This is a genomic window from Actinacidiphila guanduensis (genome assembly GCF_900103985.1).
In the GTDB taxonomy this organism is placed as follows: Bacteria; Actinomycetota; Actinomycetes; order Streptomycetales; family Streptomycetaceae; genus Actinacidiphila; species Actinacidiphila guanduensis.
Genome location: NZ_FNIE01000010.1, coordinates 244,413 through 270,039, shown reverse-complemented (window position 1 = coordinate 270,039; position 25,627 = coordinate 244,413). Strand labels below are relative to the sequence as shown.

Sequence of the window (25,627 nt, the reverse complement as noted above, 5' to 3'; positions counted from 1 at the left end):
CTCCCGTCCGCCCGGGGGTTGCCCGGGCCTGTTGTCGTCCACGGCTCGGGCCGGCACGGCTCCCGAGCGCGCCGGTCCCCGGGCAGATGCATGCCCGGGGACCGGCCGGTCTAGACGGCGGGCGGCGCGAAGTCCACCCCTTCCTGGGTGATCGGGTAACCCGCTCTGGCGAAAGTACCGGCCATCGGGAAGTTCCCCTGGTCGGTGGCGGCGGCGATCCGTGTGGCGCCGTACCCGACCAGGTCGTGGGTGCATTCGACCAGCAGGTCGTAGGAGTGGCCGCGTCCGCGGTGCTCGGGCACCACCGCGATGAAGCCGATACAGGGGGTGGTGGTGTTGGCCGCGGGGACGTGCAGGCCGACGACCTCGCCGTCCTGCGTGCAGGCGACGCGGCGCCACTCGCTGGGCGAGGGCATCCAGTCGAGGATGCCGAGCGTCTCGTCCAGGGCCGCGGCCAGGCCCCGGGTGTCCAGCATGCGGCGGTCATGGGCGTCCAGGGTGCCCTCCATGGTGCGGGCCATCAGGGCGCGGAAGGCCGCGTCGTCGGGCTCCGGGCGGTAGACGAGGCGGCCGGTACGGGGCGGCAGCGGGTCGCGGCCGGCCGTCCACGTGTAGCGGTAGCGCTCGACGAGCTTGCGCAGGCCCGCCGCCTCCGCGACGGCTGCCCGCTCCTCGTACGCGGTCCGCAGCGCCGGCACCTCGCGCCAGCCGGGCGGCAGCAGCAGGCCGTACTCGGCGCGCAGCGGTGCCGCTCGCAGCAGGGCGACGGCGGCTTGCTGCTCGCCGGGGGCGAAGTCGAGCCAGTCGAGGGCGACGGGCTCGGTGTGCTCGGGGCCGCCCCACCAGGCGGCACGGGCCACCACGGTCCCCGCGCGCAGCGCGACCCACGACCACTCGGGCCGGTACTCGCCGCCGGCGTCGAGGGTGGCGAACTTCTGCCCCACGAGGGGGCGGCCGAGGTCCGCCGGCGCGGGCAGGGAGGTGAACAGGTCGGTCTCGCCCGCGGCGAGCGGGCGCAGGACCAGATCGGAGAACTGCTCAGGCATGGACATCCTTCGGGAGTCAGGTGATGCGCTCCCGTCCGGTGTCACGGACGCCCTGCGGGTCGGCGGGAGCGCGGCGTCGTCTGTGTCGACATCGCTCTCGCCTCCCTCCGGCTCCTCACAACGGGCGTCGTACGCCCACGGTACCGGGGGCGGGTGAGCCGCGGCCAACGCATTTACGGGGCGCGGCCCCCGCCGTTTGGGGGTCTGCGCGTTTCCGGGCGCGGCCCGGTACTTGGCTTTGGGGGTGCCCCCCTCTGGGGAGGAACCGCGCGACCAGCCACGATGGCGCGGCAGTCGGCGACGAGAGGGGAACCCCAGCGGTGGGAATCCGCACCGTAAGGCTCAAGGGGCACCCGTGGGGCTCAGAGGGCCGCGGTTCGGTGGGCCCAGGTGAGTTCCGCCGAGCCGGCGCCGTCCAGGCCGGAGGGCCAGGCCGCGGTGATCTCGGCGAGGTGGTGGCGGGGGTGGGCGGCGCCGTGGACGGGGTGGAGGAAGACGGCCGCGAGGGGTGAGGGCAGCGTGCGGCCCGCGGCGAGCAGCATCGGGGTCGCGGCCGCGACGGAGGCGAGCGGCCGGGTCAGCACGACCCGGTGCGCCCCCGCCGGCCGGTGCGCGTCGAACAGCGCGAGCAGGTCCGGCGGCGCGAGCGGCCCGACGTGCGCGGTCAGCGGCGAGCCCAGCCGTCTCAGCGCGGCGACCTGGACCTCGCCCGCCCCCGGGGCGCCCGACCACGCCGGGACCAGCAGCAGCACCGGCGCGCCCCCGGGCCCCGGCAGCACGCCCGCCGTGACGGTGAGCTCGGGCGCCGAGAAGCCGTCGAGCCCGGCGAGGACGGCCGCCGCGTCGGACCAGGCGAAGACGATCGCCCCCGCGGACAGATACGGCAGCCGGTGCAGCCGCACCCGCATCGAGACGACCACCCCAAGCCCTCCGCCGCCGCCCCGCAGGGCCCGCAGCAGGCCCGGCTCGCGCGTCTCGTCGGTGGTCACGAGGTGGCCGTCGGCGAGGACCACGCGGGCCGCGAGCAGATTGTCCGCGGCGAGCCCGATCCGCCCGGTGAGCGGACCCGGGCCGCCGTGCAGGACGATCCCGGCGACGCCGGCGCCCGCGGACGTCCCCGCGGCTGCCGCCAGCCCGTGGCGGTGGGCCGCGGCGGTGAGTTCCCCGGCCGTCGCACCGCCGCCCACCGCCGCGACCCGGGCCGCCGTGTCCACCTCGACATGGCCCATGGCGGCCAGGTCGAGCGTCAGCACGCCTTCCTGCGGCTCGCGTTCGTAACCGCCGCCGCGGACCGAGAAGCGCACCCCGGCATCGCGCGCGGCGCGCACGGCGGCCCGTACGTCCTCGGCGTCGGCGCAGCGCACCACCACCGCGGCCCGCTGCGCCACGGCGGCGCCGCCCGACACCGCCGGGCCGTACGGCGAGGGCGTGCCCGCCCACACCTTTTGCGCTCCGAGCCGTGCCGCCAGCCCGCGCCCCACACTCTCCAGGTCCGCGCCCACGGAACCTCCCAGCTCGCCCGACCTCCCGGCGACCCTACGGTCCCGATCCCCCCGTCCGTCCTGCTTTGCCCCCTCTGTCAGCCATACGAGCGGCCCGCACGCCACCCGCCTGACGCGCGCCCCGAGCCGAGCGGGCCGGACGCCGCGCGCGCGTGAGCAGGGCGGATGCCTCCGGTTACGGGGTCGGGGCGGCCGGCCGTGGGGGCGGGGCGTGACCGGCTGCCGGGCCCCACGGGCGTCGGGCTGAACCCGCGCTGGTGCCGGGTGGGTCGACCGGGGCTGTCGCCACGGGACGCCGTCGGGTGGCGGGTGCCGGAGGCTGAACTCGCGCTGACGGCTGGCGGGTTGGCGCCGTTGCGGCGTGAACGGACGCCGGGCGGCCCGCTCGCGTGGCGGCTGGAGTCGAACACGACCCGGTGCGCCGGGAGTTGGGTGCCGCTTCGTGCGCGCAGCGCGAACCCACCGCCCGGAGCGGCCTCCACCGGCTGCCTGAAGCGGGATGCCGTTCCACGGGGCGGCGGTTGGCTATTCCTCCCGGGTCAGCAGGGCCACCGGCTGTTCCGCGAGGAGGTCACCCACGCGGATACGGCCCCCGTAGGTCCCCCCGGTCAGCAGGTTGCGCCAGCGGCCGTCGGGGAGGGGGAGGACGGTGTCGCGCCAGCCGCCCGCGGCCTGGAGGCGGCGGGAGAGGCGGGTGGCCACCGTCAGGGCGGTGCCGGCGCGCAGGAAGGCGAGGCAGTGGGCGGCGGCGGGGCCCTCGGCGGTGATCGGCTCGTAGGCGGCGTGCGGGCCGTACCAGTCGGGGTGGTCGCGGCGCAGGCGCAGCGCGGTCGCGGTCAGGTGCAGCTTGGCCTCGTCGGTGCCGCGCGGTGCCCGCCCCTCCAGCAGGCCGGCGAGGGTGCGGTCCGGGCCGAGGCGTCGGGTGCCGGGCTCGGGCTCGGCCAGGGTGCCGCGGTTGTCGGGATCCACGAGGGTCCGGACCGGGAACTCGGTGCCCTGGTAAAGGTCGGGCACCCCCGGCATCGTCAGGTGGACCAGGGCCGCGCCCAGGATGTTCGCGGCGGCGTGGGGCTCCAGGCTCCGGGCGAATTCCCCGATGTCGTACGCCTGCGGACCGCACGGGCCCTGCTCGGTGAAGTCGGCGACCGCCTTCTCGTACGCCTCGTCCTGCTCGGTCCACGTCGTGTGCAGCCCCGCCTCGCGGGCGAACTTCAGCGCGGCCGGCACCAGCCGGTCGGGGTGCGCGAAGCCGAGCCCGACGGCCGTCTGGAAGACCGTGTACGCCGTGTGCGGGTCCGGCGCCGCAGGCGCGCCCAGCGCGGCACCCCGGGCAGGCCTGGCGGCCATGAACTCCCGCCACGCGTCCGGCATTTCCGAGAGCACGGCCAGCGTGAGCCGCAGGTCCGCGCTGCGCTTGGTGTCGTGCGTGGACAGCACGGTGCCGGCGGCCGGCCGCTCGCGCGCCATCCGGGCGCAGTAGGCGTGGAACTCCTCGGGGGAGGTGGCGGGCTTGCCCGGGTCGCGCCCCACCTCGCACAGCGGCAGCAGCGGCCCGTAACGGTAGAAGGCCGCGTCCTCCACGGACTTGGCGTGCAGCGCGGAGGCCACCTGCGGGAACCGTACGAGGAAGTCGTCGGCGTCCGTGCCGCTCCCGCCGCCCAGCGCGAGGTCCCGCAGCGCGGCCAGGACGGGCGCGAGCCCCCCGCACGCCTCGGCGGCCTCCTGCGCGGCACGCGTGAGCAGCGCGGTGTCCTCCGGCGTCGCGGGAACCCCGGGCCTGACGTACGTCCGGTAGACCGGCACCCGCACGAGCAGCTCCCGCAGCGCCTCCTCGACCTGCTCCTGCCCGAAGCCCGTGGCTGCGGCGGCCGTGGCCCCGAAGCCCGCAGCCGCGGAGGCCGCGGCTGCGGCCCCATCCGCCCGGGCGCCGCCCGCCCCGGACCCACTCGCTCCGGGCCCGCCCGCCCCCGGCGCAGCTCCGCGCTCGGCCGCCGCCAGCGCCCGCACGGCGCTGCGGGCCAGGCGGGAGACCTCCGCCGCCAGGTCACGGGTGACGACCCGGTGGGCGGCCCGGCGGACCGTCGGGTCCCAGTGGCCGCCGCGGTCGTCGGCGACGCCGGTGAACTCCCGGTAGAAGCCGGCGACTTCGGCCGCGCCTTCGGGGTCGGTGAAGAGGCCGTCGATCCGGGCGAGCGCGTCGTAGCCGGTGGTGCCGGCGCACTGCCAGTCGGCGGGGAGGGCCTCGCCCGGCTGGAGGATCTTCTCGACCACCGTCCACCGGCCGCCGCTCGCGTCGGCCAGGCGGCACAGGTAGCCCGCGGGGTCGGCCAGGCCGTCGGGGTGGTCGATGCGCAGGCCGTCGGCGACGCCGTCGCGCAGCAGGCGCAGCACCGTCTCGTGCGTGGCGTCGAAGACCTCCGGCAGCTCGGCGCGTACGGCGATGAGGTCGGAGATGGTGAAGAAGCGGCGGTAGGTCAGCTCGGTGCGGGCCGCGCGCCAGTAGGCGAGGCGGTAGTGCTGGGCGTCCAGCAGCGCGGGCAGCGGCAGGTGCTCGGTGCCGGGGCGCAGCGGGAAGCGGTGGTCGTAGTAGCGCAGCACCTTGCCGCCCGCGCTCTTGTCGGTCACCACGGCGAGGTCGTCCAGGACGTCGGGCAGCGGCTCGCCGAGGACGGGCAGCAGCACCTTGCCGCCCAGGGCAGCCCAGTCGATGTCGAACCACCGGGCCCAGGGGGAGCCGGGGCCGTCGCGCAGGACGGCCCACAGCGGGCCGTTGAGGTGCTCGGGGGCGGGGACGGCCATGTGGTTCGGCACGACGTCCAGGACGAGCCCCAGCCCGTGCTCGCGGGCCCGCGCCGACAGCTCCCGCAGGCCCTCCTCGCCGCCCAGCTCGGCCCGTACCCGGGTGTGGTCCACCACGTCGTAGCCGTGCGTGGAGCCGGGGACGGCCTCCAGCACCGGCGACAGGTGCAGGTGGCTGACGCCCAGGGCGGCCAGGTAGGGCACCCAGGCGGCCGCGTCGGCGAAGGTGAAGGCGGGCTGCAGCTGGATGCGGTACGTGGCCGAGGGGGCGGGGCGGTCGGAGCGGTCGGGATGGCCGGAGTGGCCGGGGAGGTCGGGGCGCGGTCCGGGCGCGGAAGGAGCCGTCATGGGATCTTCTCTACCCCGGATCGGCCGTTTGGGCGCGCGGGGACGATTTGTACGCGCCCGTCCGGCGGGCTGTTCCTATCATCGCCCGCGCCGGTCGCGGCGAGTGGGCCCCGTCGGGGCCGGTCCCGGTCCAGGTCGGCCGCAGTCGGCCAGCTGCCGGCCGCGCCCGGTCGCGGCCCGGTCGCACCCCGCCGCAGCGCCCGAGCCCGCCCCCGCCCGTGGACCGCCCCCTCAGTCCGCGGGCCGCTGCAGCACCACCAGGCTGTGGTCCGCCAGCAGCAGGTGGTCGCCGGCCGCCACCTTCTCGCCGGTGCCCGGCGGCACCCCGTCCGGCCGCTCGGTGTCGATCACCAGCTGCCATTCGCGCCCGTGGTTGACCGGGACCACGAATTCCAGCGGCTTGGGCGCCGCGTTGAACAGCAGCAGGAACGAGTCGTCGGTGACCGGCTCGCCGCGCGGGCCCGGCTCGGAGATCGCGTTGCCGTTGAGGAAGACTACCAGCGAGCGGGCGTGCGCGGCCTGCCAGTCACGCTGGGTCATCTCGTGCCCGTCGGGGGTGAACCAGGCGATGTCCGACAGCTCGTCGTGGGTGCCCTGCACCGGGCGGCCGTGGAAGAAGCGCCGGCGCCGGAAGACCGGGTGGTCCCGGCGCAGCCACACCATCGTCTTGACGAACTCGTGCAGTTTCGACGCCTCGTCGTCGGCCTCGTCCGCGCCCGCCTTGCCCGGCCAGGCGATCCAGGCCAGCTCGCTGTCCTGGCAGTAGGCGTTGTTGTTGCCGCGCTGGGTGCGGCCGAACTCGTCGCCGTGGCTGAGCATCGGCACGCCCTGGGAGAGCATCAGGGTGGCGATGAAATTGCGCATCTGGCGCATCCGCAGCGCCTGCACGGCGCGGTCGTCGGTCGGGCCCTCCACCCCGCAGTTCCAGGACCGGTTGAAGCTCTCGCCGTCCCGGTTGCCCTCGCCGTTGGCCTCGTTGTGCTTCTCGTTGTAGGAGACCAGGTCCCGCAGGGTGAAGCCGTCGTGGCAGGTGACGAAGTTGATGGAGGCCAGCGGGCGCCGCCCGTCGTCCTGGTAGAGGTCGGAGGAGCCGGTCAGCCGCGAGCCGAACTCCGCGAGGGTGGCGCTCTCGCCGCGCCACAGGTCGCGCACGGTGTCGCGGAACTTGCCGTTCCACTCCGTCCACAGCGGCGGGAAGTTGCCCACCTGGTAGCCGCCCTCGCCGACGTCCCACGGTTCGGCGATCAGCTTCACCTGGGAGACCACCGGGTCCTGCTGCACCAGGTCGAAGAACGCCGAGAGCCGGTCCACCTCGTGGAACTGCCGGGCGAGGGTGGCGGCGAGGTCGAAGCGGAAGCCGTCCACGTGCATTTCGGTGACCCAGTAGCGCAGGCTGTCCATGATCAGCTGGAGCACGTGCGGGTGCCGCATCAGCAGCGAGTTGCCGGTGCCGGTGGTGTCCGTGTAGTAGCGCCGGTCGCTGCCCAGCCGGTAGTACGAGGCGTTGTCCAGGCCGCGCAGCGACAGCGTCGGGCCCAGGTGGCTGCCCTCGGCGGTGTGGTTGTAGACCACGTCGAGGATCACCTCGATGCCGGCCCGGTGCAGCGCGCGCACCGCCGTCTTGAACTCCAGTACCTGCTGCCCGCGGTCGCCCAGCGAGCAGTAGGCGTGGTGCGGCGCGAAGAAGCCGATGGTGTTGTAGCCCCAGTAGTTGGCCAGCCCGGCGTCCGCGAGCCGGTGGTCCTGGATGAACTGGTGCACCGGCATCAGCTCCAGGGCGGTCACGCCGAGTTCCACCAGATGGCTGATCACCGCCGGGTGCGCCAGGGCCGCGTAGGTGCCGCGGATCTCCTCCGGCAGGCCCGGATGCGTCATCGTCAGGCCCTTGACGTGGGCCTCGTAGAGGATCGTCTTGTGGTAGTCCGTCTTCGGCGGCCGGTCGTCGGCCCAGTCGAAGTACGGGTTGACGACCACCGAACTCATCGTGTGCGGCGCGGAGTCCAGGTCGTTGCGGGAGTCCGGCTGGCCGAAGCGGTAGCCGTAGACCGCCTCGTCCCAGTCGATGTGCCCGCTCATCGCCTTGGCGTACGGGTCGAGCAGCAGCTTCGCGGAGTTGCAGCGGTGGCCGCGGGCCGGGTCGTAGGGCCCGTGCACCCGGAAGCCGTACCGCTGGCCCGGCATCACCCCCGGCAGGTAGGCGTGCCGTACGAAGGCGTCGGCCTCGCGCAGCTCCACCGCCGTCTCCGAGCCGTCGTCGTGCAGCAGACACAGCTCGATGCGCGAGGCCACCTCGGAGAACACGGCGAAGTTGGTGCCCGCGCCGTCGAAGGTGGCACCCAGGGGGTACGCCTGACCCGGCCAGACTTGCATGTTGAGACTCTTCCGTTCCGGCCGCAGCAAGCGGCGTGCGTCCGCGCGCTCCGGCGGTTACGTTTGGCTTCTCCGGTTCGGATTGCCCGACCGGCCCTGCCGAAGCATCCTCCCATCCCGGTACGCCCGGGGGGTGACAGCGCGGCAACGGGCTGCGACGGCGCGGCAGATGGGGTTGTCTGCTAGTAACTCAAGTAGGGTCGATACGGCTGCGACGCCCCCCGCACCGCAGTACCCTTCCTTGATCGTGGGCGGGGGCGGGAGGCGGTGAGCGGTGACGTCCGGAGGTCTGATGCTCCCGAGTGGTGGTGAGCAGGGCGACCGGCACGTCACGGACGAGGCGGCCCAGGACAGCCCGTCAGGTGCCGTGTCGGTGGCCGCGCCGGTCGAGATCGGCGCCGAACTGGACTGGGGCGCCGAGGCGTGGGCCGAGGTGCGCACCCGCGCGGCCCGGGCCGGCCGCGCCTACGTCTGGCTCAACATCGTGGAGCAGCGGCTGCGGGCCGTCGTCAACGCGGTGCTGCGGCCCATCTACGAGCCCGTGCACGGCGAGGAGTGGGTGGTCGCCGCCGCCGGCCCGGCCGGTCACGAGTGGGTGCAGCGGGCGGTCGCCGTACGGGAGGTGAGCCGCCGCAAGGGCTTCCTGCTCGACCCGGCCGACGACAATGTGCTCAGCTTCCTGACGCTGCCGCAGCTGCGCGAGCTGGTGGTCCAGCACTGGCCCTGCTTCGAGCCCTACTTCGACGACCGGCGCGAGCTCGAACTCGCCCTCGACGAGCTGGAAGTGGCCCGGCACGTGGTCTCCCGCAACCGGGCCCTGTCGCGCACCGCCCTGGAGCAGGCCGAGCGGGCCTCGGCCCGGCTGCTGGAGCTGCTGGGCTCGGGTCCCGCGCGGACGGCCGGCCGGCGGCTGCCGGTGGACGCCGTGGAGGAGCTGGTCGCCGACCGCTACTCCGACGTCGTCGGCGTCTACCCCGACCGGGTGCGGCTGCAGCGCCAACTCCCCGTCGAGGACCTGTTCTCCGGCGCCCGGCGGCTGGACGCGGTCGGCATCGGCCTCAACCTGCTGGTGCAGAACTTCTCCGGGCGGCGGCTGGTGCGGCTGGCGGAGTCCGGCTGCCGGGTGCGGCTGCTGTTCCTCAACCCGGCGAGCAGCGCGGTGCGCCGCCGCGAGCGCGAACTCGGCCTGGGGCGCGGCGAGCTGGCCCGCTCGGTGGAGATGAACATCATGCACATGCGCCGGGTCCGGGCCCGGCTGCGCGACCAGGGCGCCTTCGAGATCCAGGTCTTCGACGAGACCCCGCGCTTCACCGCCTACCTCATCGAGGGGAACGGGCCCGAGCGCTCCGACGGCCTCGCGGTCGTGCAGACCTACCTGCGGCGGGCGCGCGGCATGGAGGTGCCGGTGATGGTGCTGCGCGGCGGCAGCACACGGGTGGTCACCGACGACAAGCCGGTCGAGAGCGGCCTGTTCGAGGTCTACCGCGAGGAGTTCGAGGGGATCTGGGCGGACTCCCGGCCGGTGTCGTGACCGGCACCGCCCGGCGGTGCTGTCAGAGGGCCACGGGATGATGGACGCGCACACCGGGGGGACAACCGGGGGACGAAGCGGGAGGGACGCGCCCATGGCATGGCACGAAGAGCTGCTGGTCGGCTTCGACCTGGAGACCACCGGGACCGATCCGCGGCAGGCCCGCATCGTGACCGCGGCCGTCACGGAGGTCAAGGCGGGCGAGCCGGTGCGGCACCGCAAGTGGCTGGCCGACCCCGGGGTGCCCATTCCGGCCGAGACCACCGCCATACACGGCGTCAGCACCGAGCAGGCGCACGCCGAGGGCCGCCCCGCCCCCGAGGTCGTCGCCGAGGTCGCCGACGCCCTGCGCGGCTACTGGGCGGCCCAGGTCCCCGTCGTCGTCTACAACGCGCCCTTCGATCTCACCCTGCTGGACGAGGAGTTGGCCCGCTACGCGCTGCCCCGGCTCAGCGCCGCCGCCGGGCGCACCGGCCCCGTCATCGACCCGCTGGTGATCGACCGCGCCCTGGACCGCTACCGGCGCGGCAAGCGCACCCTGGAGGCCGCCTGCACCGTCTACGGGGTGGTGCTCGACGGCGCCCACGAGGCCGGGGCCGACGCCCTCGCCGCCGTCCGGGTGGCCCGGGCGCTGGCGCTGCGCTTCCCCGAGGCAGGGCAGGCCGACCTGTGGGAGCTGCAGAGCCGGCAGCGCGAGTGGTACGCGGTCTGGGCCGAGGACTTCCAGGGCTGGCTGCGCCGCAAGGGCTCCCCGGACGCGGTGGTGGACCCGTCCTGGCCGCTGAAGGCCGCCCAGGCGGCGGTCTGACGCCCCGTCGACCGAAGGTCCACGGCCCGCGGCTCATCGCCGGGGGCCTCACCCGAAAGGAGGACCCTCGGGGTCGGGCCTGACCACCCGTCAGAAGGAGTACCAGCGGACCGAGGGGTCCTCGGCCCGCAGCGAGGCCACCCGGCGGCGGAACTCCGTGCGGGCCGCCGGGTTCGCCGGGGCGTGCTGGGCGACCCAGGCGCAGCCGGCGGTCTCGCGGGCGCCGCGCAGCACCTCATAGCCGTCCCAGTCGATGACGTCCCAGCCGTAGGCGGCGGTGAAGGCGTCGTAGTCGGCGGCGGGCACGCCGTAGCGGTCGCGGTCGAGCGCCTGGACCACCAGGTCGTGCTCGCGCAGGTCGGAGGAGAAGGTCTCCAGGTCGACCAGGACGGGGCCGTCCGGCCCGATGTGCACGTTGCGCGGCAGGGCGTCGCCGTGGATGGGGCCGCGCGGCAGGTGCGGCACGAGGTCGGCGGCGGCCTGTGCCAGGTCGTTCCGGCGGCGGCGCAGGTAGGCCGCGTCGGCCGGGTCGATCGCGTCGCCGGCCGCGAGCAGCCAGCGCTCCACACCGCCGAGCAGGTCGCGCGGCGGCAGGCCGAAGTCCGGCTCGGGCAGGGCGTGCACCAGGCGCAGCAGCGGCGCCACGTCCGCGGTGGTGGCCGGGCGCAGCGACTCCGGCAGGCGCTGCCAGTACGTGATCGGGTGCCCTTCGACCAGCCGCACCTCGGACTCCGCCGAGCGCACCGCCGGCACGTCGTGCTTGGCCAGCCAGTCCGCGGTGCGCACCTCGCGGCGGGCCCGCTCCAGCAGGTCCGCGCCGCGGCCCACCTTGATCACCAGGCGGCCGGCGGCGAAGACCGCGTTCTCCCCGAAGGACAGCAGGTCGGCATCGGGATGTCCGGCGGCGTCCAGCACCGCCCGCGCCCGCTCCCGCGTGAACACCGTGTCCGCCATCACGCCGCCCGCCCCGCCTCTCGCCTCTCCCACCCGTGCCTCACCCGTGCCCGCCCGTCCGCACCCCGTCCCGGTGCCGCCCGCGGCGGCCGCCCTGCCGGGGCCGCACGCATGCTCGCATATGCGCTCGGCACCGGCCACGCGTTCGGACAGGGCAAGTCTCGCACCGTAACCGCGGGAAACCCACGGGGACTGCCGCCGGTTTCCGGCTGTTCCGCGAAAACCCGTCGCCGATACGTACCCCTCCCGGCGATGACTTACCACCGTGCGACCGGTCCTATCACGCGAGGGGCGCGCTCCGGGCGAGCCCCGAGGCATCCCCTAGGGAATCGGCAGGGAATCGGCAGGAAGGGAGGGCGGCTGTGGCGGCCCCCACCGGCCCACGCGCCGCTGCCGTACGGCTGGACGCCCGCGGCCTCGCGGCCACCACCGGCACCCTCGCGGCACTGGCCAGGGTGCTGCTGGCGGCGCGGCGCACCGGCCGACCGGTGCGGCTGTGCAGGGCGTCGGGGCAGCTAGCCGCGCTGCTGCGACTCGCCGGGCTCGCCGGGGAGTTCGAGTGGCAGGCCGAAGAGGGGGAAGAGCCGTTCGGTGTCCAGGAATGAGGTGAGCGCCGTGATCCGGCCTTCGGCGTCGACATCCAGCACTTGCAGGGCCCAAGGGGTGTGGCCGCGGCCGTCGGCGGCCGGACGGTACTGCGCGAAGCCCGGCGCGCCGTTCGCCGCCACCGGCAGCAGCCGGGAGCCGCGGCAGCCGCGGCCGGTGCCCAGGAACCAGGCCCGTATGTCGGCGTGGCCGCGCAGCCACATCGGGTAGGGCGGCATGGACAAGGTGGCGTCCTCGTGCAGCAGGCTGGTCAGGAGGTCCAGGTCGTACCGCTCGAAGGCGTCCACGTACGCGTCGAGCAGCGCCTGGTGCTCCTTGTCCATGCCCGCGGCGTCGGCCGCCCCCTCCCCGTCCGCGGCGACCCCGGCCTGGGCGAGGGTGGCGCGGGCGCGCTGCAGCGCGCTGTTGACCGAGGCGACGGTGGTGCCCAGCAGTTCGGCGGTCTCGCTCGCCTTCCAGGCCAGCACCTCGCGCAGGATCAGCACGGCGCGCTGCCGCGGCGGCAGGTGCTGCAGGGCGGCGACGAAGGCGAGCCGGATCGACTCGCGGGAGACCACCACGTCGGCCGGGTCGCCCGAGGCGGGCAGCGCCCGCACGTCCGGCACCGGCTCTATCCAGTCGGCGGCCGCGGTGGTGCCGGGCAGCACCGCGTCGGCGTGGGAGGCCGGCGACAGGTCGATCGGGCGGGCCCGGCGGCTGCCGGCGCGCAGACTGTCCATGCAGACGTTCGTGGCGATCCGGTACAGCCACGAGCGCAGCGAGGACCGCCCCTCGAAGCCGCCCGCACCGCGCCAGGCACGCACCAGGGTCTCCTGCACGGCGTCCTCGGCCTCGAAGGGCGAGCCGAGCAGCCGGTAGCAGTAGCCCGTCAGCTCCGCCCGGTGGGCCTCAAGACGCTCTTCGATCCCGGCCTCGGCCAGCGCCTGCCCGCCGCCCGAAGCGCCGCTTCCGCTCTGCATTGAGCTCATATGGCCCACCGTACTAGCGCCCACCGACAACGCCCCCGCCCAACCCGGGCAGGGGCGTTGCATGAAGCCGTCCGTGCAGGTCGGCCCTTCCGGCAGGTCGACCGGTGCCGCTGCCGGCCCGCGAGCCGACCGGCTCGGGGACCCCTCACACCGGGTCGGTGAGGCGGTGGGGTTCGGGGGTGGTGGGGTGGGGCGGGGTGGGGAGGGCGGTCTCGTCGTGGGTGAGGTCGGGGAGGCGGTGCAGCCAGCGGGGGAGGTACCAGTTGCGCTCGCCGAGGAGGGTCATCACCGCGGGGAGCAGGACACCCCGGATCACCGTGGCGTCGATCAGCACCGCGAAGGCCAGGCCCACGCCCATCTGCTTCATGCTCTGCATCGACAGCGTCCCGAAGATCGCGAAGACGGCGACCATGATGACGGCGGCGCTGGTGACCACGCCCGCGGTCGTGGTGATGCCGTGCTCGATCGCGCCCTTGGTGGTCAGCCCGCGCATCCGGGCCTCGCGGATCCTGGAGACCACGAACACGTGGTAGTCCATGCTCAGCCCGAACAGGATCACGAAGAGGAACAGCGGCAGCCAGGCCACCACCGCCCCCGTGCCGGACGCGCCCACCAGCGAGGCGCCCACACCGTGCTGGAAGACCAGCGTGAGCACGCCGTAGGCGGCGCCCACCGACAGCAGGTTCAGCACGATCGAGGTCAGCGCGATGGTCAGCGAGCGGAAGGAGAGCAGCATCAGCAGGAAGGCGAAGACCGTCACGAAGGCGAACACCGGCGGCACACTGCTGGTGATCTTGTGCGTGAAGTCCATCGAGGACGCGGTCTCGCCGGTGATCGGCGCCTGCAGGCCGGGCACCTTGCCGAGGGTGTCGGGCCGTACGTGCTCGCGCAGCAGCTTCAGGTCGGCCTCGGCCTTGCCCCGGTCGGTGCCGCCGGCCAGCGGCACGTCGATCCGCGCGAGGTTCTGCGGGCCGTGCAGGGTCACCGTGACCGGGCCGCGGCTGGCGCCCGAGGCGACCGCCTCGGTGCGGAAGTCGGCGATGGCGTGGCGCACTTGCGGCGAGTCGATCCGGTCGGCCTTGACGACGACCTGCGCGGGCTCGGGGCCGCCGGGGAAGGCCGCGTCGATGCGGTCGTAGGTGCGGATGACCGGCAGGTGGTCGCCGAGCTCCTGCTGGAGCGAGAGGTTCGCGGTGTGCATCGAGAACGCGGGCACCGCGATGGCCACCAGCGCGCCGCCGGCGATCACCACCGCCGCCCGGGGGTGGCGCAGCACCGGCCGCAGCACGGTCCGCCAGAAACGGCTGGAGCCCTGCCCGGCCCCGGCGCGGCGGGCGGCCCGGCGCCCGGCCCGGCGGTTCGAGAACGGCAGCCGGCCCTTCTCCACCCGCTCGCCCAGCAGCGACAGCAGCGCGGGCAGCACCGTCACCGAGCCGAACATCGCGATGGCGACGACGATCATCGTGGCCACGCCCATCGCCTTGAAGTCGCCGATGCCGGTGAAGAGCATGCCCGCCATCGCCACGATCACGGTGAACCCGGAGATCAGGATCGCCCGTCCCGAGGTGGCCGAGGCGATCCGCAGCGCAGTGTGCGGGTCGTGGCCCGCGGCCCGCTCCTCGCGCTCCCGGCGCAGGTAGAACAGGCAGTAGTCGACCCCGACGGCCAGGCCCACCAGAAGCATCACCGAGTTCGCGGTGTCGCTCATCGGCACCCGGTGGCTGACCAGGGCCACCACGCCGGAGGCGCCGAGGAAGGCCGTCAGCGCCAGGGCGACCGGCAGCAGCGCGGCGACCAGCGCCCCGAAGGCCACCAGCAGGATCGCCAGCGCCACCGGCACCGCGGAGAACTCCGCGGTCTTGAAGTCACTGCCGAAGGCGTCGTTGACCGCCTTGTTGCCGCTGGCGTCGCCGAACTCCTCGATCCGCAGGTCCTTGTGCTCCCCCTGCACCTTCGCCACCGCGTCCAGCACGGGCTGCACATGGTCGGGCGCGTCGTCGGAGGAGCCGCGCATGTCGAACCGGACGAGTGCCGAACGGTGGTCCGCCGAGACGGACTTGGTGGTGTACGGCGAACTGACCGCCGTCACCAGCCCGGTGCCGTCCACCGCGTGCATCACGTCGGCGACCGCTCCCCGTACCGCCGGGTCCTCGACGCTGCCGTGCGTGGTCTGCACGAGCACCATCTCGCTCGCGGCGTCCTGCAGGCCGGCATTGTCGATCAGGGTGGCCGCCTGGGCCACCTCCCCTGGTGTGGCCTTGTCCTCGTCGACATCGATACGGCCGGCGGCCTGGCCGACGACCATGACGAGGATGACGAAGAGCAGCCAGCCGCCCACCGCCGCCCAGCGGTGCCGGGCGCTCCACCCTCCCATCGCCGCCGCGATGCCCATTCTGCTGCCGTGTGCGCGAGCGCGACTCACGGTGTGCCCCCTTGGTGAAGGATCGTCGTGGGTGGCGGCCTGACCAGCCGCTCTTTCCATCCACGACGGTATGGGCGCGGGCAGCGCCGACCCATCCGGCCAACCGGTGACTTCGGGGAGGGCACTCTCCCCCTCAGGGGTGGGGCTACCCCCACCGTCCCCTTGCGGGACAGCCCCGAGGAGCCCCCGGGGACGGGCCGCTGAGCTGGAACGGCGGATGGGGCCGGCAGGACCGTCGAGCCGGGGAGGACCGGCCCCTGCCGGCCGGACGCCGGGACGGCGGGAGGCCGCGTCCCCCGAACCCGAAGGATCGCCCGCGGCTCAGACGGCAGTGGTGGCGACGGCGGTGCTCACCGCAACGGCCACGGCGACGCCGACCGCGAGCCCGCTCAGGCGATCGCGGGCCGCGCCGACTGCGCCAGCGCCTCGTCGTACCGGCGGAGCAGGAGCCCGCACAGCTCCGGCGCCGCGCCCAGGACCGGCGCGAGCACATCGGCCCCGGCCTCCTCGGCGCCGCGGACGATGCGGTCGGGCAGGAAGCCGGGGGCGATGACGTAGGGGGCCACCGCGACCCGGGCGGCGCCCTCGGCCCGCAGCGCGCGCACCGCGTCCCCGGTGCGGGGCAGCGCGGCCGAGGCGAAGGCGGGACGCACCGCGTACCACCCGGTGCGCTGCCAGGCGCGGGCGACGGCGGCGATCACCGCGGCCGCCTCGGGATCGGTGGAGCCGGCCGAGGCGAGGACGACACCGGTGGACGCGCGCTCGCCCGGCCGCAGTCCGGCCTCACGCAGCCGCCGCTCCAGCGCGGCGGTCAGCAGCGGGGAGGGCCCGAGCACGTCGGCCATGTGCAGCCGCAGGCGCGGCAGCACGGCCGCCGCGCCGCGCAGCACCGCGGGGATGTCGGACTTGGCGTGGAAGGCGCGGGTCAGCAGCAGCGGCAGCGCCACCGCCTCGCGCACCCCGTCGGCCGCGAGGCGCTCCACGGCCTGCGGCACCGAGGGCGCGCAGAAATCCAGGAACGCCGTCTCCACCCGCAGCCCGGGCCGCGCGGCGGCGACCAGGGCCGTGACCTCCCGCACGGTGCGGGCGTGCCGCGGGTCGCGCGAGCCGTGGGCGATCACCAGCAGCGGCGGCCGCTCGCGCCCCATCCCGGCCGGGCCCCGGGCGGCGGCCGACGCCTGCTCGCGTACGGCCCGGCGGCCGCGCGACAGCCCGCCCGGGCCGGCGTGCGGCGCCGGGCCCGGGGGAGCGGGGTACGGGATCATGCGGTGGCTCACAGACTCACAGACTCACAGACTCACAGACTCACAGACTCACAGACTCACGGACTCGGGGACTCACTGGCTCCTGGCCGTCAGGCCGCGGGTGCGCAGGACATGGCGCTCCAGCGGGCTGAAGACGATCTGGTCGATGGCGATGCCGACCACCAGGATCAGCAGGATGCCGAGGAACACCCCGGCCATGTCGGACGCCTCGCGCATGTTCTCCAGGTACCGGCCCAGGCCGACGCCGAGGTCGGGGGAGGAGGCGATCAGCTCGGCGGCCATCAGCGAGCGCCAGGAGAACGCCCAGCCCTGCTTCAGGCCCGAGACATAGCCGGGCAGGGACGCCGGCAGCAGGATGTGCCAGGCGCCGCGCAGCCCGGTGGCGCCGATCGTGCGGCCCGCGCGCAGGTAGATCGGCGGCACCTGGTCGATGCCGGAGACCAGGCCGTTGGCGATGGAGGGCACGGCGCCCAGCAGGATCACCGCGTACATCGCCTTGTCCTCGATGCCGAGCCAGATCACCGCGGCCGGCACCCAGGCCACCGACGGCAGCGACTGAAGGCCGGTGAGGATCGGCCCGATCGCCGCCCGTACGAAGGGCACCCGGGCGACGACGAGGCCGAGCGGCGTGCCGATGACGAGGGCGGCCAGGAAGCCGAGCAGGCCGCGCTCGACGCTGGTCCAGATGATCGAGAACAGGTCGCCGGCCTGCCAGCGGTCCACCAGCTCCTGCCACACCGCGTGCGGGCTCGGCAGCTTCGTCGGGTCCGAGGCGCCGGCGGAGACCGCGATCTGCCACACCGCGACGATGACCACGATCGCGGTCAGCGGCGGCACGACCTTCTTCAGCAGCACCGCCCCGAGCGGGGTGCGGCCGACCGTGCGGGTCTCCAGCGCGTCGAGCCCGGCCTCCAGGCCGCCCAGGTCCTGCCCGGCGGCGCCGTCCCCGCCGGCCCCGCCGGCCCCGATGTCTCCGGTGCCCCCGGCCTTCCCGGGTACCGGTTCGTCCAGCGCGCCCTGCGCGCCCGTCTCAGTGCTTGCCATGGCGGCGGATCTCCCCCCGGAGCTCGTCGGTGATCTCGACGGACAGGTCCGCCACGGCGGCGTCCTCGATCCGCCGCGGCTGCGGTATGTCGATGGCCCACTCGCGGTTGATGCGGCCGGGGCGGGACGAGAGCAGCACCACCCGCTGCGCCAGCCGCACCGCCTCGCGCACGTTGTGCGTCACGAAGAGGACCGACAGGTTCGTTTCGGCCCAGATCCGGGTCAGTTCGTCGTGCAGGACGTCCCGGGTGATGGCGTCCAGTGCCGCGAACGGCTCGTCCATCAGCAGCAGCCGGCTGTCCTGGGCCAGCGCGCGGGCCAGCGCCACCCGCTGCCGCATGCCGCCGGACAGCTCGTGCACCCGCTTGCCGTACGCGCCCGACAGCCGCACCAGCGACAGCAGCCGCTCGGCCTCCGGGCGCCGCTGCTCGCGCGGCACCCCGCGCATCCGCAGCGCCAGTTCGATGTTGCGGCCCGCGGTCAGCCACGGGAACAGCGCGTGTTCCTGGAACATCAGGGCCGGCCGGCCGCCGGGCGTCTCGATGGTGCCGACGGACGGCTTGTCGAGCCCGGCGACCAGGTTGAGCAGCGTGGACTTGCCGCAGCCCGAGGCCCCCAGGAGGCAGACGAACTCGCCCGGTGCCACGTCCAGCGTGATGTCCTCCAGCACCGGCTGGGCGGCGCCGGGCCGGCCGAATGCCTTGGAGACGTGCTCCAGCCGTGCGGCATGGGTGCCCGGCTGCGCGGGCGCGGGGCCGGTGAGTGTGTCGGCCATGGCAGTCACCTCCTGGGGTCTTCCTCGGCCTGCTGTTACTGCTCGCCCAGTCCGGCGGCGCTCACCGTCGGATCACCCTGCTCGGCCAGCACCTTGTTGAGCAGCCGCAGGTCGTAGATGCCGTCCAGCCTGGGCGACTTGAGCAGCCCGGCGGCCACCGCGTGCTCGGCCTCGGCCTTCGCGGTGGAGGCCAGCGGGTCGTCCAGCACCTTGATGGACTGCCAGGCCGGGTCCAGCTGGCTGGCCGGCAGCGCCTTCTGGGTCAGCGCCTTCAACTGGGCATTGGCGTCGGCCTTGGCCTTCTCCGGGTTGGCGTTGATCCACGCGTTGGTCTTCACCGAGCCGCGCAGCACCGCCTCCACCACGTCCGGGTGGGCGGTGAGGAACTTCTGGGAGACGATCACATTGGTGATCACGAACTGCTTGTTCGGCCACAGCGTGCTCTCGTCGAGCAGCACCTTGGCGCCCTCGTCGACCAGCTTGGACGCGGTGGGCTCCGGCACCCACGCGCCGTCGATCGAGCCGTTCTTGTAGGCCTGGGGGGTGATCGAGTTGTCGGTGCGGATCACCGACACGTCGCCCTTGCCGCTCTGCGCGTCGACCTTCCAGCCGCGGGACTTGATCCAGTTGAGCAGCGCCACGTCCTGGGTGTTGCCCAGCTGCGGGGTGGCGATCTTCTTGCCCTTGACGTCGGCGAGCGTCTTGATCTTCTTCGGGTTGACCACCAGCTTGACGCCGCCGGAGGCCGAACCGGAGATGATCCGCAGGCTCTTGCCGTCGGACTTGGTGTAGCCGTTGATCGCCGGGGAGGGGCCGATCCAGCCGATGTCGATGGAGCCGGCGTTCAGCGCCTCGATCTCGGCGGGGCCGGCGTTGAAGGTGGCCTGCTTGATGGTGGTGCCGCCCAGCTCCTGCTGGAAGAAGCCCTCCTTGAGGCCGACCAGCGGGGTGGCATGCGTCAGGTTCGGGAAGAAGCCGATCCTGACCTGGTCGGCCGACAGCTTCTTGGCGCCCGCGGCGGTCGTGGCGGCCGGGGCGGTGGACGCCTTGGCGTCGTCGGACTTGTCGGAGCCGTAGCCGCAGGCGGCGAGCGCGCCGAACAGGATCGGCAGCGCGACCGCCGCGGCGGTGAGTCTGCGGCGGTGCGGGCGGATACGGGAGCCGGTACGGGGCAGGGCAGACACTTCGGGTGTCCTCTCGTCAGGGCCCGGCGTGTCGCGCCCTGCTGGTCAGGGCGCGGCCGGAGGAGCGTCGAGTCGTCGGAGGAGGTGCGGGTGCGCGGCACGCGGGACGTCCGCGGGCACGCGCGGGCCGCTCGCCGCGGCGCGGCAGGCGGCAGGGGCGGTCAGCGCGCACATCGTGCGACCCCGCCCGTTCCCGAGCCGAGCGAGCCGCTGCCGACCCGCCCGCCCTCCTTCGCGAAGCCCGAGAAGGCCTCCTGGACCGGCTGTTCCACGTTCAGAAGTCCCATCCGGCGTCGTCGGCCTGCGCGGCCGCCCCGTCCTCGGCGCCCGCCGCGCCTTGCGCACTTTCCGGGAACGCCTCGCCGGCCATCCCCGCGGTGAGCGTGGTGCCGTCGGCGGGGTCGATCAGCAGGAAGGAGCCGGTGAGGCGGGAGTCGGCGTAGGCGTCGATCGGCAGCGGCTCGGCGGTGCGCAGCACCACCGCGCCGATGTCGTTGACCTCCAGGGCCGCGGGGCCGCGCTCGTGGGCGAGGCCGCGTGAGAGGTCCACCCGGTAGGGGAGTTCCTTCACGATCGCCTTCACGGTGCGGGTGGCGTGCTTGAGCAGCACCCGCTCGCCGACCCGCAGCGGCCGCTCGTGCAGATGGCAGACGGTCGCCCTGACGTCCTGGGTGACCGCGGGCGCGGCCGCGGTGGGCGCGATCAGGTCGCCGCGGGAGACGTCGAGGTCGTCGGCGAGCAGCAGGGTCACCGACTGCGGCGCCCACGCGGTGTCCACCGGCCGGCCGAGCGCGTCGATGCCGGCGATGGTGGTGGTGCGGCCCGAGGGCAGCACCGTGACGGGGTCGCCGACCCGCAGCAGCCCGGAGGTGATCTGCCCGGCGTAGCCGCGGTAGTCGGGGTGCTCGGCGGTCTGCGGCCGGATCACGTACTGGACCGGGAAGCGCGGCGGGCAGGCGGCCAGGTCGTGGCTGACCGGCACGGTCTCCAGGTGCTCCAGCACGGTCGGGCCGCCGTACCAGTCCATGGTCGCCGAGGGCTCCACCACGTTGTCCCCGGCGAGCGCGGAGATGGGGATCGCGGTCACTTCCGGCACGCCGAGCGAGGCCGCGTACGCGGTGAACTCCGCGGCGATACGGGCGAAGACGGGCTCGGCGTAGCCGACCAGGTCCATCTTGTTGACCGCGAGCACCACGTGCGGCACCCGCAGCAGCGCGGCCACGGCGGCGTGCCGGCGGGTCTGCTCGACCACGCCGTTGCGCGCGTCGACCAGCACCACGGCCAGCTCCGCGGTGGAGGCGCCGGTGACCATGTTGCGGGTGTACTGCACGTGGCCGGGGGTGTCGGCGAGGATGAACCGCCGCCGGGGGGTGGCGAAGTAGCGGTAGGCGACGTCGATGGTGATGCCCTGCTCGCGTTCGGCCCGCAGGCCGTCGGTGAGCAGCGCGAGGTCGGGCGCGGCCTGGCCGCGGACCTGAGAGGCGCGCTCCACGGCCTCCAACTGGTCGGCCAGCACCGACTTGGAGTCGTGCAGCAGCCGGCCGACGAGGGTGGACTTGCCGTCGTCCACGGAGCCGGCGGTGGCGAAGCGCAGCAGGGTCGTCGCGAGAAGCTGCTCGGCGGTGATCGGGCCGCTGGTGCTCGTCATGGCTAGAAGTACCCCTCGCGCTTGCGGTCTTCCATCGCGGCCTCGGACAGCTTGTCGTCGGCGCGGGTGGCACCCCGCTCGGTGAGCCGGGAGGCGGCGATCTCGGTGATCACCGCGTCGAGCGTGGCGGCCGCGGAGTCCACCGCGCCGGTGCAGGACATGTCGCCCACCGTGCGGTAGCGCACCGTGCGCCGCTCCACCGGCTCGCCGTCCTTCGGCCCGCCCCACTGACCCGCGGTCAGCCACATGCCGCCGCGGTTGAACACCTCGCGCTCGTGGGCGAAGTAGATCTCCGGCAGCTCGATCCGCTCGCGCGCGATGTACTGCCAGACGTCCAGTTCGGTCCAGTTCGACAGCGGGAAGACCCGCACGTGCTCGCCGGGCGCGTGCCGCCCGTTGTAGAGCGACCACAGCTCCGGGCGCTGGCGGCGCGGGTCCCACTGGGAGAACTCGTCGCGCAGCGAGAACACCCGCTCCTTGGCCCGCGCCTTCTCCTCGTCGCGGCGGCCGCCGCCGAAGACCGCGTCGAAGCGGTGCTCGCGGATGGCGTCGGTCAGCGGCACCGTCTGCAGCGGGTTGCGGGTGCCGTCGGGCCGCTCGCGCAGCCGCCCGTCGTCGATGTAGTCCTGCACGCTCGCCACGTGCAGCCGCAGGGAGTGCCGGGCCACCGTGCGGTCCCGGAAGTCCAGCACCTCGGGGAAGTTGTGGCCGGTGTCGACGTGCAGCAGCGCGAAGGGCACCGCGGCCGGCGCGAACGCCTTCAGCGCCAGGTGCAGCATGACGATGGAGTCCTTGCCACCGGAGAAGAGGATCACCGGCCGCTCGAACTCGCCCGCCACCTCGCGGAAGATGTGCACCGCCTCGGACTCCAGGGCGTCCAGGTGCGTGAGCGCGTACGGGCTGTCCTGTGCCGTGCCGCTCGTGGGCGCGGTCGTCGTCATGCCGCCAGTCCCCTCTCCACCAGCAGCGCGTGGACCGCGGCTGCCGACTCCTCGACGGTGCTCCCTTGCGTCTGGATCCTCAGGTCGGGCCGCTCCGGCACCTCGTAGGGGTCGTCCACGCCGGTCAGGCCGGTCAGTTCGCCGGCCGCCTGGCGCGCGTACAGGCCCTTGACGTCCCGCTGCGAGCAGACGTCCAGCGGGGTGGCCACGTGCACCTCGGCGTAGGCGGTGCCGCGGGCCTCGTGCCGCTTGCGGACCGCCTCGCGGCTGTCGGCGTAGGGCGCGATCACCGGCACCAGGACCAGCACGCCGTGGGAGGCGAGGAGTTCGGCGACGAAGCCGATCCGCTGCACATTGGTGTGCCGGTCCTCGCGGGTGAAGCCGAGGCCGGCGGACAGGAACGTGCGGATCTCGTCGCCGTCGAGCACCTCGGTGCGGCGGCCGGCGGCGGCGAGGCGCTCCGCCAGCGCGCGGGCGATGGTGGTCTTGCCCGCGCTGGGCAGGCCGGTGAGCCAGACGGTGGCACCCGCGGTCATGGGATTCTCCGGAACGGGGGACGAGGCAGGTGGCGGGACAGCGGAGGGGGCGCTCACAGGTGGATTCCGCACTCGGTCTTGCCGAGCCCGGCCCAGCGGCCGGCCCTGGCGTCCTCGCCCTCCAGCACCCGCCGGGTGCAGGGGGCGCAGCCGATGGAGGCGTAGCCGTCGGTCAGCAGCGGGTTGGTGAGCACGCCGTGCTCGGCCACGTACGCCGCCACGTCGTCTTGCGTCCAGCGGGCGATGGGGGCGACCTTCACCTTGCGCCGCCGGGCGTCCCAGCCGACGACAGGGGTGTGCGCGCGGGTCGGCGACTCGTCGCGGCGCAGGCCGGTGGCCCAGGCGTCGTATCCGGCCAGGCCCTCCTCCAGGGGGGCGACCTTGCGCAGGGCGCAGCAGCGGTCCGGGTCGCGGTCGTGCAGCTTCGGGCCGTACTCGGCGTCCTGCTCGGCGACGGTCTGCCGCGGGGTGAGCGTGATGACGTTGACGTCCATCACGGCGGCCACCGCGTCCCGGGTGCCGATGGTCTCGGGGAAGTGGTAGCCGGTGTCGAGGAAGACCACGTCCACGCCGGGCATCGCGCGCGAGGCCAGGTGCGCCACCACCGCGTCCTCCATGGAGGAGGTGACGCAGAAGCGGGAGCCGAAGGTGTCGGCGGCCCAGCGCAGGATCTCCGGCGCGGACGCCTCCTCGAGGTCGCGGCCGGCCTGTTCGGCCAGCTGCCGGAGGTCCTGGGAGGTGTGCGGTGCTGCGGTCACGGGGTGCCTCCTCCATCTGATCCATCTGACGGGCGGGACGGGCCGGTTGCTCCGGGTGTGCCGGTTGCGTCGGGCGCGCCGTGCAGACCCCGGGCCAGCAGGCCGAGGAACTTCAGCTGGAAGGCGCGGTTGCAGGCGCGGCACTCCCAGGCCCCGTGCCCCTCCTCGGAGGGGCGCAGGTCCTCGTCGCCGCAGTAGGGGCAGTAGAAGGGGGCGGCGCGCTCGGTCACTTCAACGCCTCCTCGGGGGCCCGGGCCGCCCACTGGGCGAACCGCTCGCCCTCGGCGCGCTCGGCCTGGAAGCGGCGCAGCACGCGCTCGACGTAGTCGGGCAGTTCGGCCGCGGTGACCTTCAGGCCGCGCACCTTGCGGCCGAAGCCCGGGTCGAGGCCGAGGCCGCCGCCCAGGTGCACCTGGAAGCCCTCGACCTGCTCGCCGTTCGCGTCGGTGACCAGCTGGCCCTTCAGGCCGATGTCGGCGGTCTGGATGCGGGCGCAGGAGTTGGGGCAGCCGTTGATGTTGATGCCGATCGGCTCGTCGAAGTCCGGCAGCCGGCGCTCGAGTTCGTCGATGAGGGCGGCGCCGCGGGCCTTGGTCTCCACGATGGCGAGCTTGCAGAACTCGATGCCGGTGCAGGCCATGGTGCCGCGCCGGAAGGAGGAGGGGCGCACCTGCAGCCCCAGGGCCTCCAGGCCCGAGGTGAGGGAGTCCAGCCGGTCCTGCTCGACGTCGAGGATCAGCATCTTCTGGTCGGTGGTGGTGCGCAGCCGGTCCGAGCCGTGGGCGGCGGCGAGTTCGGCGACCTTGGTGAGGGTGGCGCCGTCGATCCGGCCGACCCGCGAGGCGAAGCCGACGTAGTAGCGGCCGTCGCGCTGGCGGTGGACGCCGATGTGGTCGCGCCAGACCTGGGCGGGCTGCTCGGGCGCGGGCCCGTCGAGCAGCGGGCGCCGCAGGTACTCCTCCTCCAGGACCTGGCGGAACCTCGCCGGTCCCCAGTCGGCCATGAGGAACTTCAGCCGGGCGCGGTGCCGCAGCCGCCGGTAGCCGTAGTCGCGGAAGATGCCGACCACGCCGGCCCACACCTCGGGCACCTCGGCCAGCGGCACCCAGGCGCCCAGCCGCTCGCCGAGCCGCGGGTTGGTGGACAGCCCCCCGCCGACCCACAGGTCGAAGCCGGGGCCGTGCTCGGGGTGCCGCACGCCGACGAAGGCGATGTCGTTGATCTCGTGCACGACGTCCAGCAGCGGGGAGCCGGAGATCGCGGTCTTGAACTTGCGCGGCAGGTTGGAGAACTCCTTGCTGCCGATGTAGCGCTCGTGGATCTCCTCGACCGCCCAGGTGCCGTCGATGATCTCGTCCTCGGCGATGCCGGCGACGGGGGAGCCGAGGATGACGCGGGGCACGTCGCCGCACGCCTCGGTGGTGGACAGGCCCACCCCCTCCAGGCGGCGCCAGATCTCCGGGACGTCCTCGATCCTGATCCAGTGGTACTGGATGTTCTGCCGGTCGGTGAGGTCGGCGGTGCCGCGGGCGAACTCCTGGGAGACCTCGCCGATGGTGCGCAGCTGGGCCGCGGTGAGCCGGCCGCCGTCGATCCGCACCCGCATCATGAAGTAGCGGTCGTCGAGCTCCTCGGGCTCCAGCACGGCGGTGCGGCCGCCGTCGATCCCGGGCCGGCGCTGGGTGTACAGGCCCCACCAGCGCATCCGGCCGCGCAGGTCGGCGCCGTCGATCGAGTCGAAGCCGCGGTGCGCGTAGATCGTCTCAATGCGTGTCCGCACATTGAGACCGTCGTCGTCCTTCTTGCTCTGCTCGTTGGCGTTCAGCGGCGTGAAGTGGCCCATCGCCCACTGACCCTCACCGCGGTGCCGGCCGGCCTTGCGGCCGGCCTTCGCGGCGGGGGCGTCCCCGGCCGGGGACGAGGGGAGGTCGGGACTGGCAGCCATGCGTAGCGTCCTTCGGGCAGGCTCGAATGGGTCGGTACAGCGCAGATGGCCCCGCGGCCTGCGGGCAGCGCGGCGGGGGCCGGTGCGGTGCGGCGGCAGGGAGCCCGCGGCATCCACGACGACGGGGAGGAGGCGGGTGCAGAAGCGGGCGCAGGCGGCGCCGCGGTGGGATCAGGC

General features: G+C 74.2%; 19 protein-coding genes. 2 read left to right on the top strand and 17 right to left on the bottom strand.

Annotated elements, in window-relative coordinates; translation table 11 throughout:
* Positions 1-110: 110 nt before the first annotated feature.
* From BLR33_RS22955 to glgX, 4 genes are all read right to left on the bottom strand, one after another.
* Entirely contained in the window at positions 111-1,046 is a 936-nt protein-coding gene (locus tag BLR33_RS22955) for a GNAT family N-acetyltransferase (RefSeq protein WP_093786443.1), read from the bottom strand.
* Between the two features lie 362 nt (positions 1,047-1,408).
* Positions 1,409-2,548, bottom strand: coding sequence for an FAD-binding protein (locus tag BLR33_RS22950; RefSeq protein WP_143031739.1), 1,140 nt, complete (start codon positions 2,546-2,548; stop codon positions 1,409-1,411).
* 525 nt (positions 2,549-3,073) lie between these two features.
* On the bottom strand, positions 3,074-5,695 hold the full coding sequence (locus tag BLR33_RS22945) for an alpha-amylase family glycosyl hydrolase (protein ID WP_093786441.1): 2,622 nt from the start codon (positions 5,693-5,695) through the stop codon (positions 3,074-3,076).
* A gap of 231 nt (positions 5,696-5,926) precedes the next feature.
* Entirely contained in the window at positions 5,927-8,065 is a 2,139-nt protein-coding gene (gene glgX / locus BLR33_RS22940; protein WP_093786440.1) for a glycogen debranching protein GlgX, read from the bottom strand.
* A 274-nt stretch (positions 8,066-8,339) separates the two neighbouring features.
* Here glgX and BLR33_RS22935 point away from each other — a divergent pair, with 274 nt between their 5' ends.
* Both BLR33_RS22935 and BLR33_RS22930 read left to right on the top strand, forming a co-directional pair.
* The gene (locus BLR33_RS22935) at positions 8,340-9,596 is read left to right on the top strand and encodes an SAV2148 family HEPN domain-containing protein (protein ID WP_093786439.1); all 1,257 of its coding nucleotides are present in this window, start codon (positions 8,340-8,342) and stop codon (positions 9,594-9,596) included.
* Between the two features lie 94 nt (positions 9,597-9,690).
* Positions 9,691-10,404: a 3'-5' exonuclease gene (locus tag BLR33_RS22930; RefSeq protein ID WP_093786438.1), complete on the top strand. Its 714-nt coding sequence runs from the start codon at positions 9,691-9,693 to the stop codon at positions 10,402-10,404.
* Positions 10,405-10,494: 90 nt separating this feature from the next.
* Here BLR33_RS22930 and BLR33_RS22925 read toward each other — a convergent pair whose 3' ends face one another.
* The 13 genes from BLR33_RS22925 to BLR33_RS22865 form a co-directional block, all read right to left on the bottom strand.
* Positions 10,495-11,358, bottom strand: a complete 864-nt coding sequence (locus tag BLR33_RS22925) for an aminoglycoside phosphotransferase family protein (protein WP_093786437.1) — start codon at positions 11,356-11,358, stop codon at positions 10,495-10,497.
* A 515-nt stretch (positions 11,359-11,873) separates the two neighbouring features.
* The gene (locus tag BLR33_RS22920) at positions 11,874-12,923 is read right to left on the bottom strand and encodes a sigma-70 family RNA polymerase sigma factor (RefSeq protein WP_322987187.1); all 1,050 of its coding nucleotides are present in this window, start codon (positions 12,921-12,923) and stop codon (positions 11,874-11,876) included.
* Positions 12,924-13,077: 154 nt separating this feature from the next.
* Complete coding sequence (locus BLR33_RS22915; protein WP_176930411.1) at positions 13,078-15,324, bottom strand: MMPL family transporter; 2,247 nt, start codon at positions 15,322-15,324, stop codon at positions 13,078-13,080.
* Between the two features lie 419 nt (positions 15,325-15,743).
* On the bottom strand, positions 15,744-16,502 hold the full coding sequence (locus tag BLR33_RS22910; protein WP_093786530.1) for a sirohydrochlorin chelatase: 759 nt from the start codon (positions 16,500-16,502) through the stop codon (positions 15,744-15,746).
* A 189-nt stretch (positions 16,503-16,691) separates the two neighbouring features.
* Positions 16,692-17,663 carry an ABC transporter permease gene (locus BLR33_RS22905; RefSeq protein WP_093786436.1) on the bottom strand — a complete coding sequence of 324 codons (972 nt, stop codon included), beginning with the start codon at positions 17,661-17,663 and terminating at the stop codon, positions 16,692-16,694.
* Entirely contained in the window at positions 17,650-18,438 is a 789-nt protein-coding gene (locus BLR33_RS22900) for an ABC transporter ATP-binding protein (RefSeq protein WP_093786435.1), read from the bottom strand. Before BLR33_RS22900 ends, BLR33_RS22905 begins: the two co-directional genes overlap by 14 nt.
* Positions 18,439-18,473: 35 nt before the next feature.
* Positions 18,474-19,613, bottom strand: a complete 1,140-nt coding sequence (locus tag BLR33_RS22895) for an aliphatic sulfonate ABC transporter substrate-binding protein (protein ID WP_407639715.1) — start codon at positions 19,611-19,613, stop codon at positions 18,474-18,476.
* Positions 19,614-19,896: 283 nt separating this feature from the next.
* Complete coding sequence (locus BLR33_RS22890) at positions 19,897-21,270, bottom strand: sulfate adenylyltransferase subunit 1 (RefSeq protein WP_093786434.1); 1,374 nt, start codon at positions 21,268-21,270, stop codon at positions 19,897-19,899.
* A gap of 2 nt (positions 21,271-21,272) precedes the next feature.
* On the bottom strand, positions 21,273-22,211 hold the full coding sequence (cysD, locus tag BLR33_RS22885; RefSeq protein WP_093786433.1) for a sulfate adenylyltransferase subunit CysD: 939 nt from the start codon (positions 22,209-22,211) through the stop codon (positions 21,273-21,275).
* Positions 22,208-22,747 (bottom strand): adenylyl-sulfate kinase, encoded by a 540-nt coding sequence (gene cysC, locus BLR33_RS22880; protein ID WP_093786432.1) that lies wholly within the window; start codon positions 22,745-22,747, stop codon positions 22,208-22,210. The genes cysD and cysC overlap by 4 nt, the downstream gene beginning before the upstream one ends.
* A gap of 53 nt (positions 22,748-22,800) precedes the next feature.
* Positions 22,801-23,505, bottom strand: coding sequence for a phosphoadenylyl-sulfate reductase (locus tag BLR33_RS22875; protein WP_093786431.1), 705 nt, complete (start codon positions 23,503-23,505; stop codon positions 22,801-22,803).
* A complete protein-coding gene (locus BLR33_RS22870) occupies positions 23,502-23,735 on the bottom strand; it encodes a hypothetical protein (protein ID WP_093786430.1) in 234 nt (77 codons plus the stop codon). The genes BLR33_RS22875 and BLR33_RS22870 overlap by 4 nt, the downstream gene beginning before the upstream one ends.
* Positions 23,732-25,450, bottom strand: coding sequence for a nitrite/sulfite reductase (locus BLR33_RS22865; RefSeq protein WP_093786429.1), 1,719 nt, complete (start codon positions 25,448-25,450; stop codon positions 23,732-23,734). Before BLR33_RS22865 ends, BLR33_RS22870 begins: the two co-directional genes overlap by 4 nt.
* Positions 25,451-25,627: the final 177 nt, after the last annotated feature.

Coding starts and splice junctions, on each gene's coding strand:
- BLR33_RS22900 (WP_093786435.1), bottom strand. CDS start 18,438: ATGGCCGACACACTCACCGGCCCCGCGCCCGCGCAGCCGGGCACCCAT.
- cysD (WP_093786433.1), bottom strand. CDS start 22,211: ATGACGACGACCGCGCCCACGAGCGGCACGGCACAGGACAGCCCGTAC.
- BLR33_RS22945 (WP_093786441.1), bottom strand. CDS start 5,695: ATGACGGCTCCTTCCGCGCCCGGACCGCGCCCCGACCTCCCCGGCCAC.
- BLR33_RS22915 (WP_176930411.1), bottom strand. CDS start 15,324: ATGGGCATCGCGGCGGCGATGGGAGGGTGGAGCGCCCGGCACCGCTGG.
- BLR33_RS22865 (WP_093786429.1), bottom strand. CDS start 25,450: ATGGCTGCCAGTCCCGACCTCCCCTCGTCCCCGGCCGGGGACGCCCCC.
- BLR33_RS22930 (WP_093786438.1), top strand. CDS start 9,691: ATGGCATGGCACGAAGAGCTGCTGGTCGGCTTCGACCTGGAGACCACC.
- glgX (WP_093786440.1), bottom strand. CDS start 8,065: ATGCAAGTCTGGCCGGGTCAGGCGTACCCCCTGGGTGCCACCTTCGAC.
- BLR33_RS22890 (WP_093786434.1), bottom strand. CDS start 21,270: ATGACGAGCACCAGCGGCCCGATCACCGCCGAGCAGCTTCTCGCGACG.
- BLR33_RS22925 (WP_093786437.1), bottom strand. CDS start 11,358: ATGGCGGACACGGTGTTCACGCGGGAGCGGGCGCGGGCGGTGCTGGAC.
- BLR33_RS22955 (WP_093786443.1), bottom strand. CDS start 1,046: ATGCCTGAGCAGTTCTCCGATCTGGTCCTGCGCCCGCTCGCCGCGGGC.
- BLR33_RS22920 (WP_322987187.1), bottom strand. CDS start 12,923: ATGCAGAGCGGAAGCGGCGCTTCGGGCGGCGGGCAGGCGCTGGCCGAG.
- BLR33_RS22910 (WP_093786530.1), bottom strand. CDS start 16,502: ATGGGGCGCGAGCGGCCGCCGCTGCTGGTGATCGCCCACGGCTCGCGC.
- cysC (WP_093786432.1), bottom strand. CDS start 22,747: ATGACCGCGGGTGCCACCGTCTGGCTCACCGGCCTGCCCAGCGCGGGC.
- BLR33_RS22905 (WP_093786436.1), bottom strand. CDS start 17,663: ATGGCAAGCACTGAGACGGGCGCGCAGGGCGCGCTGGACGAACCGGTA.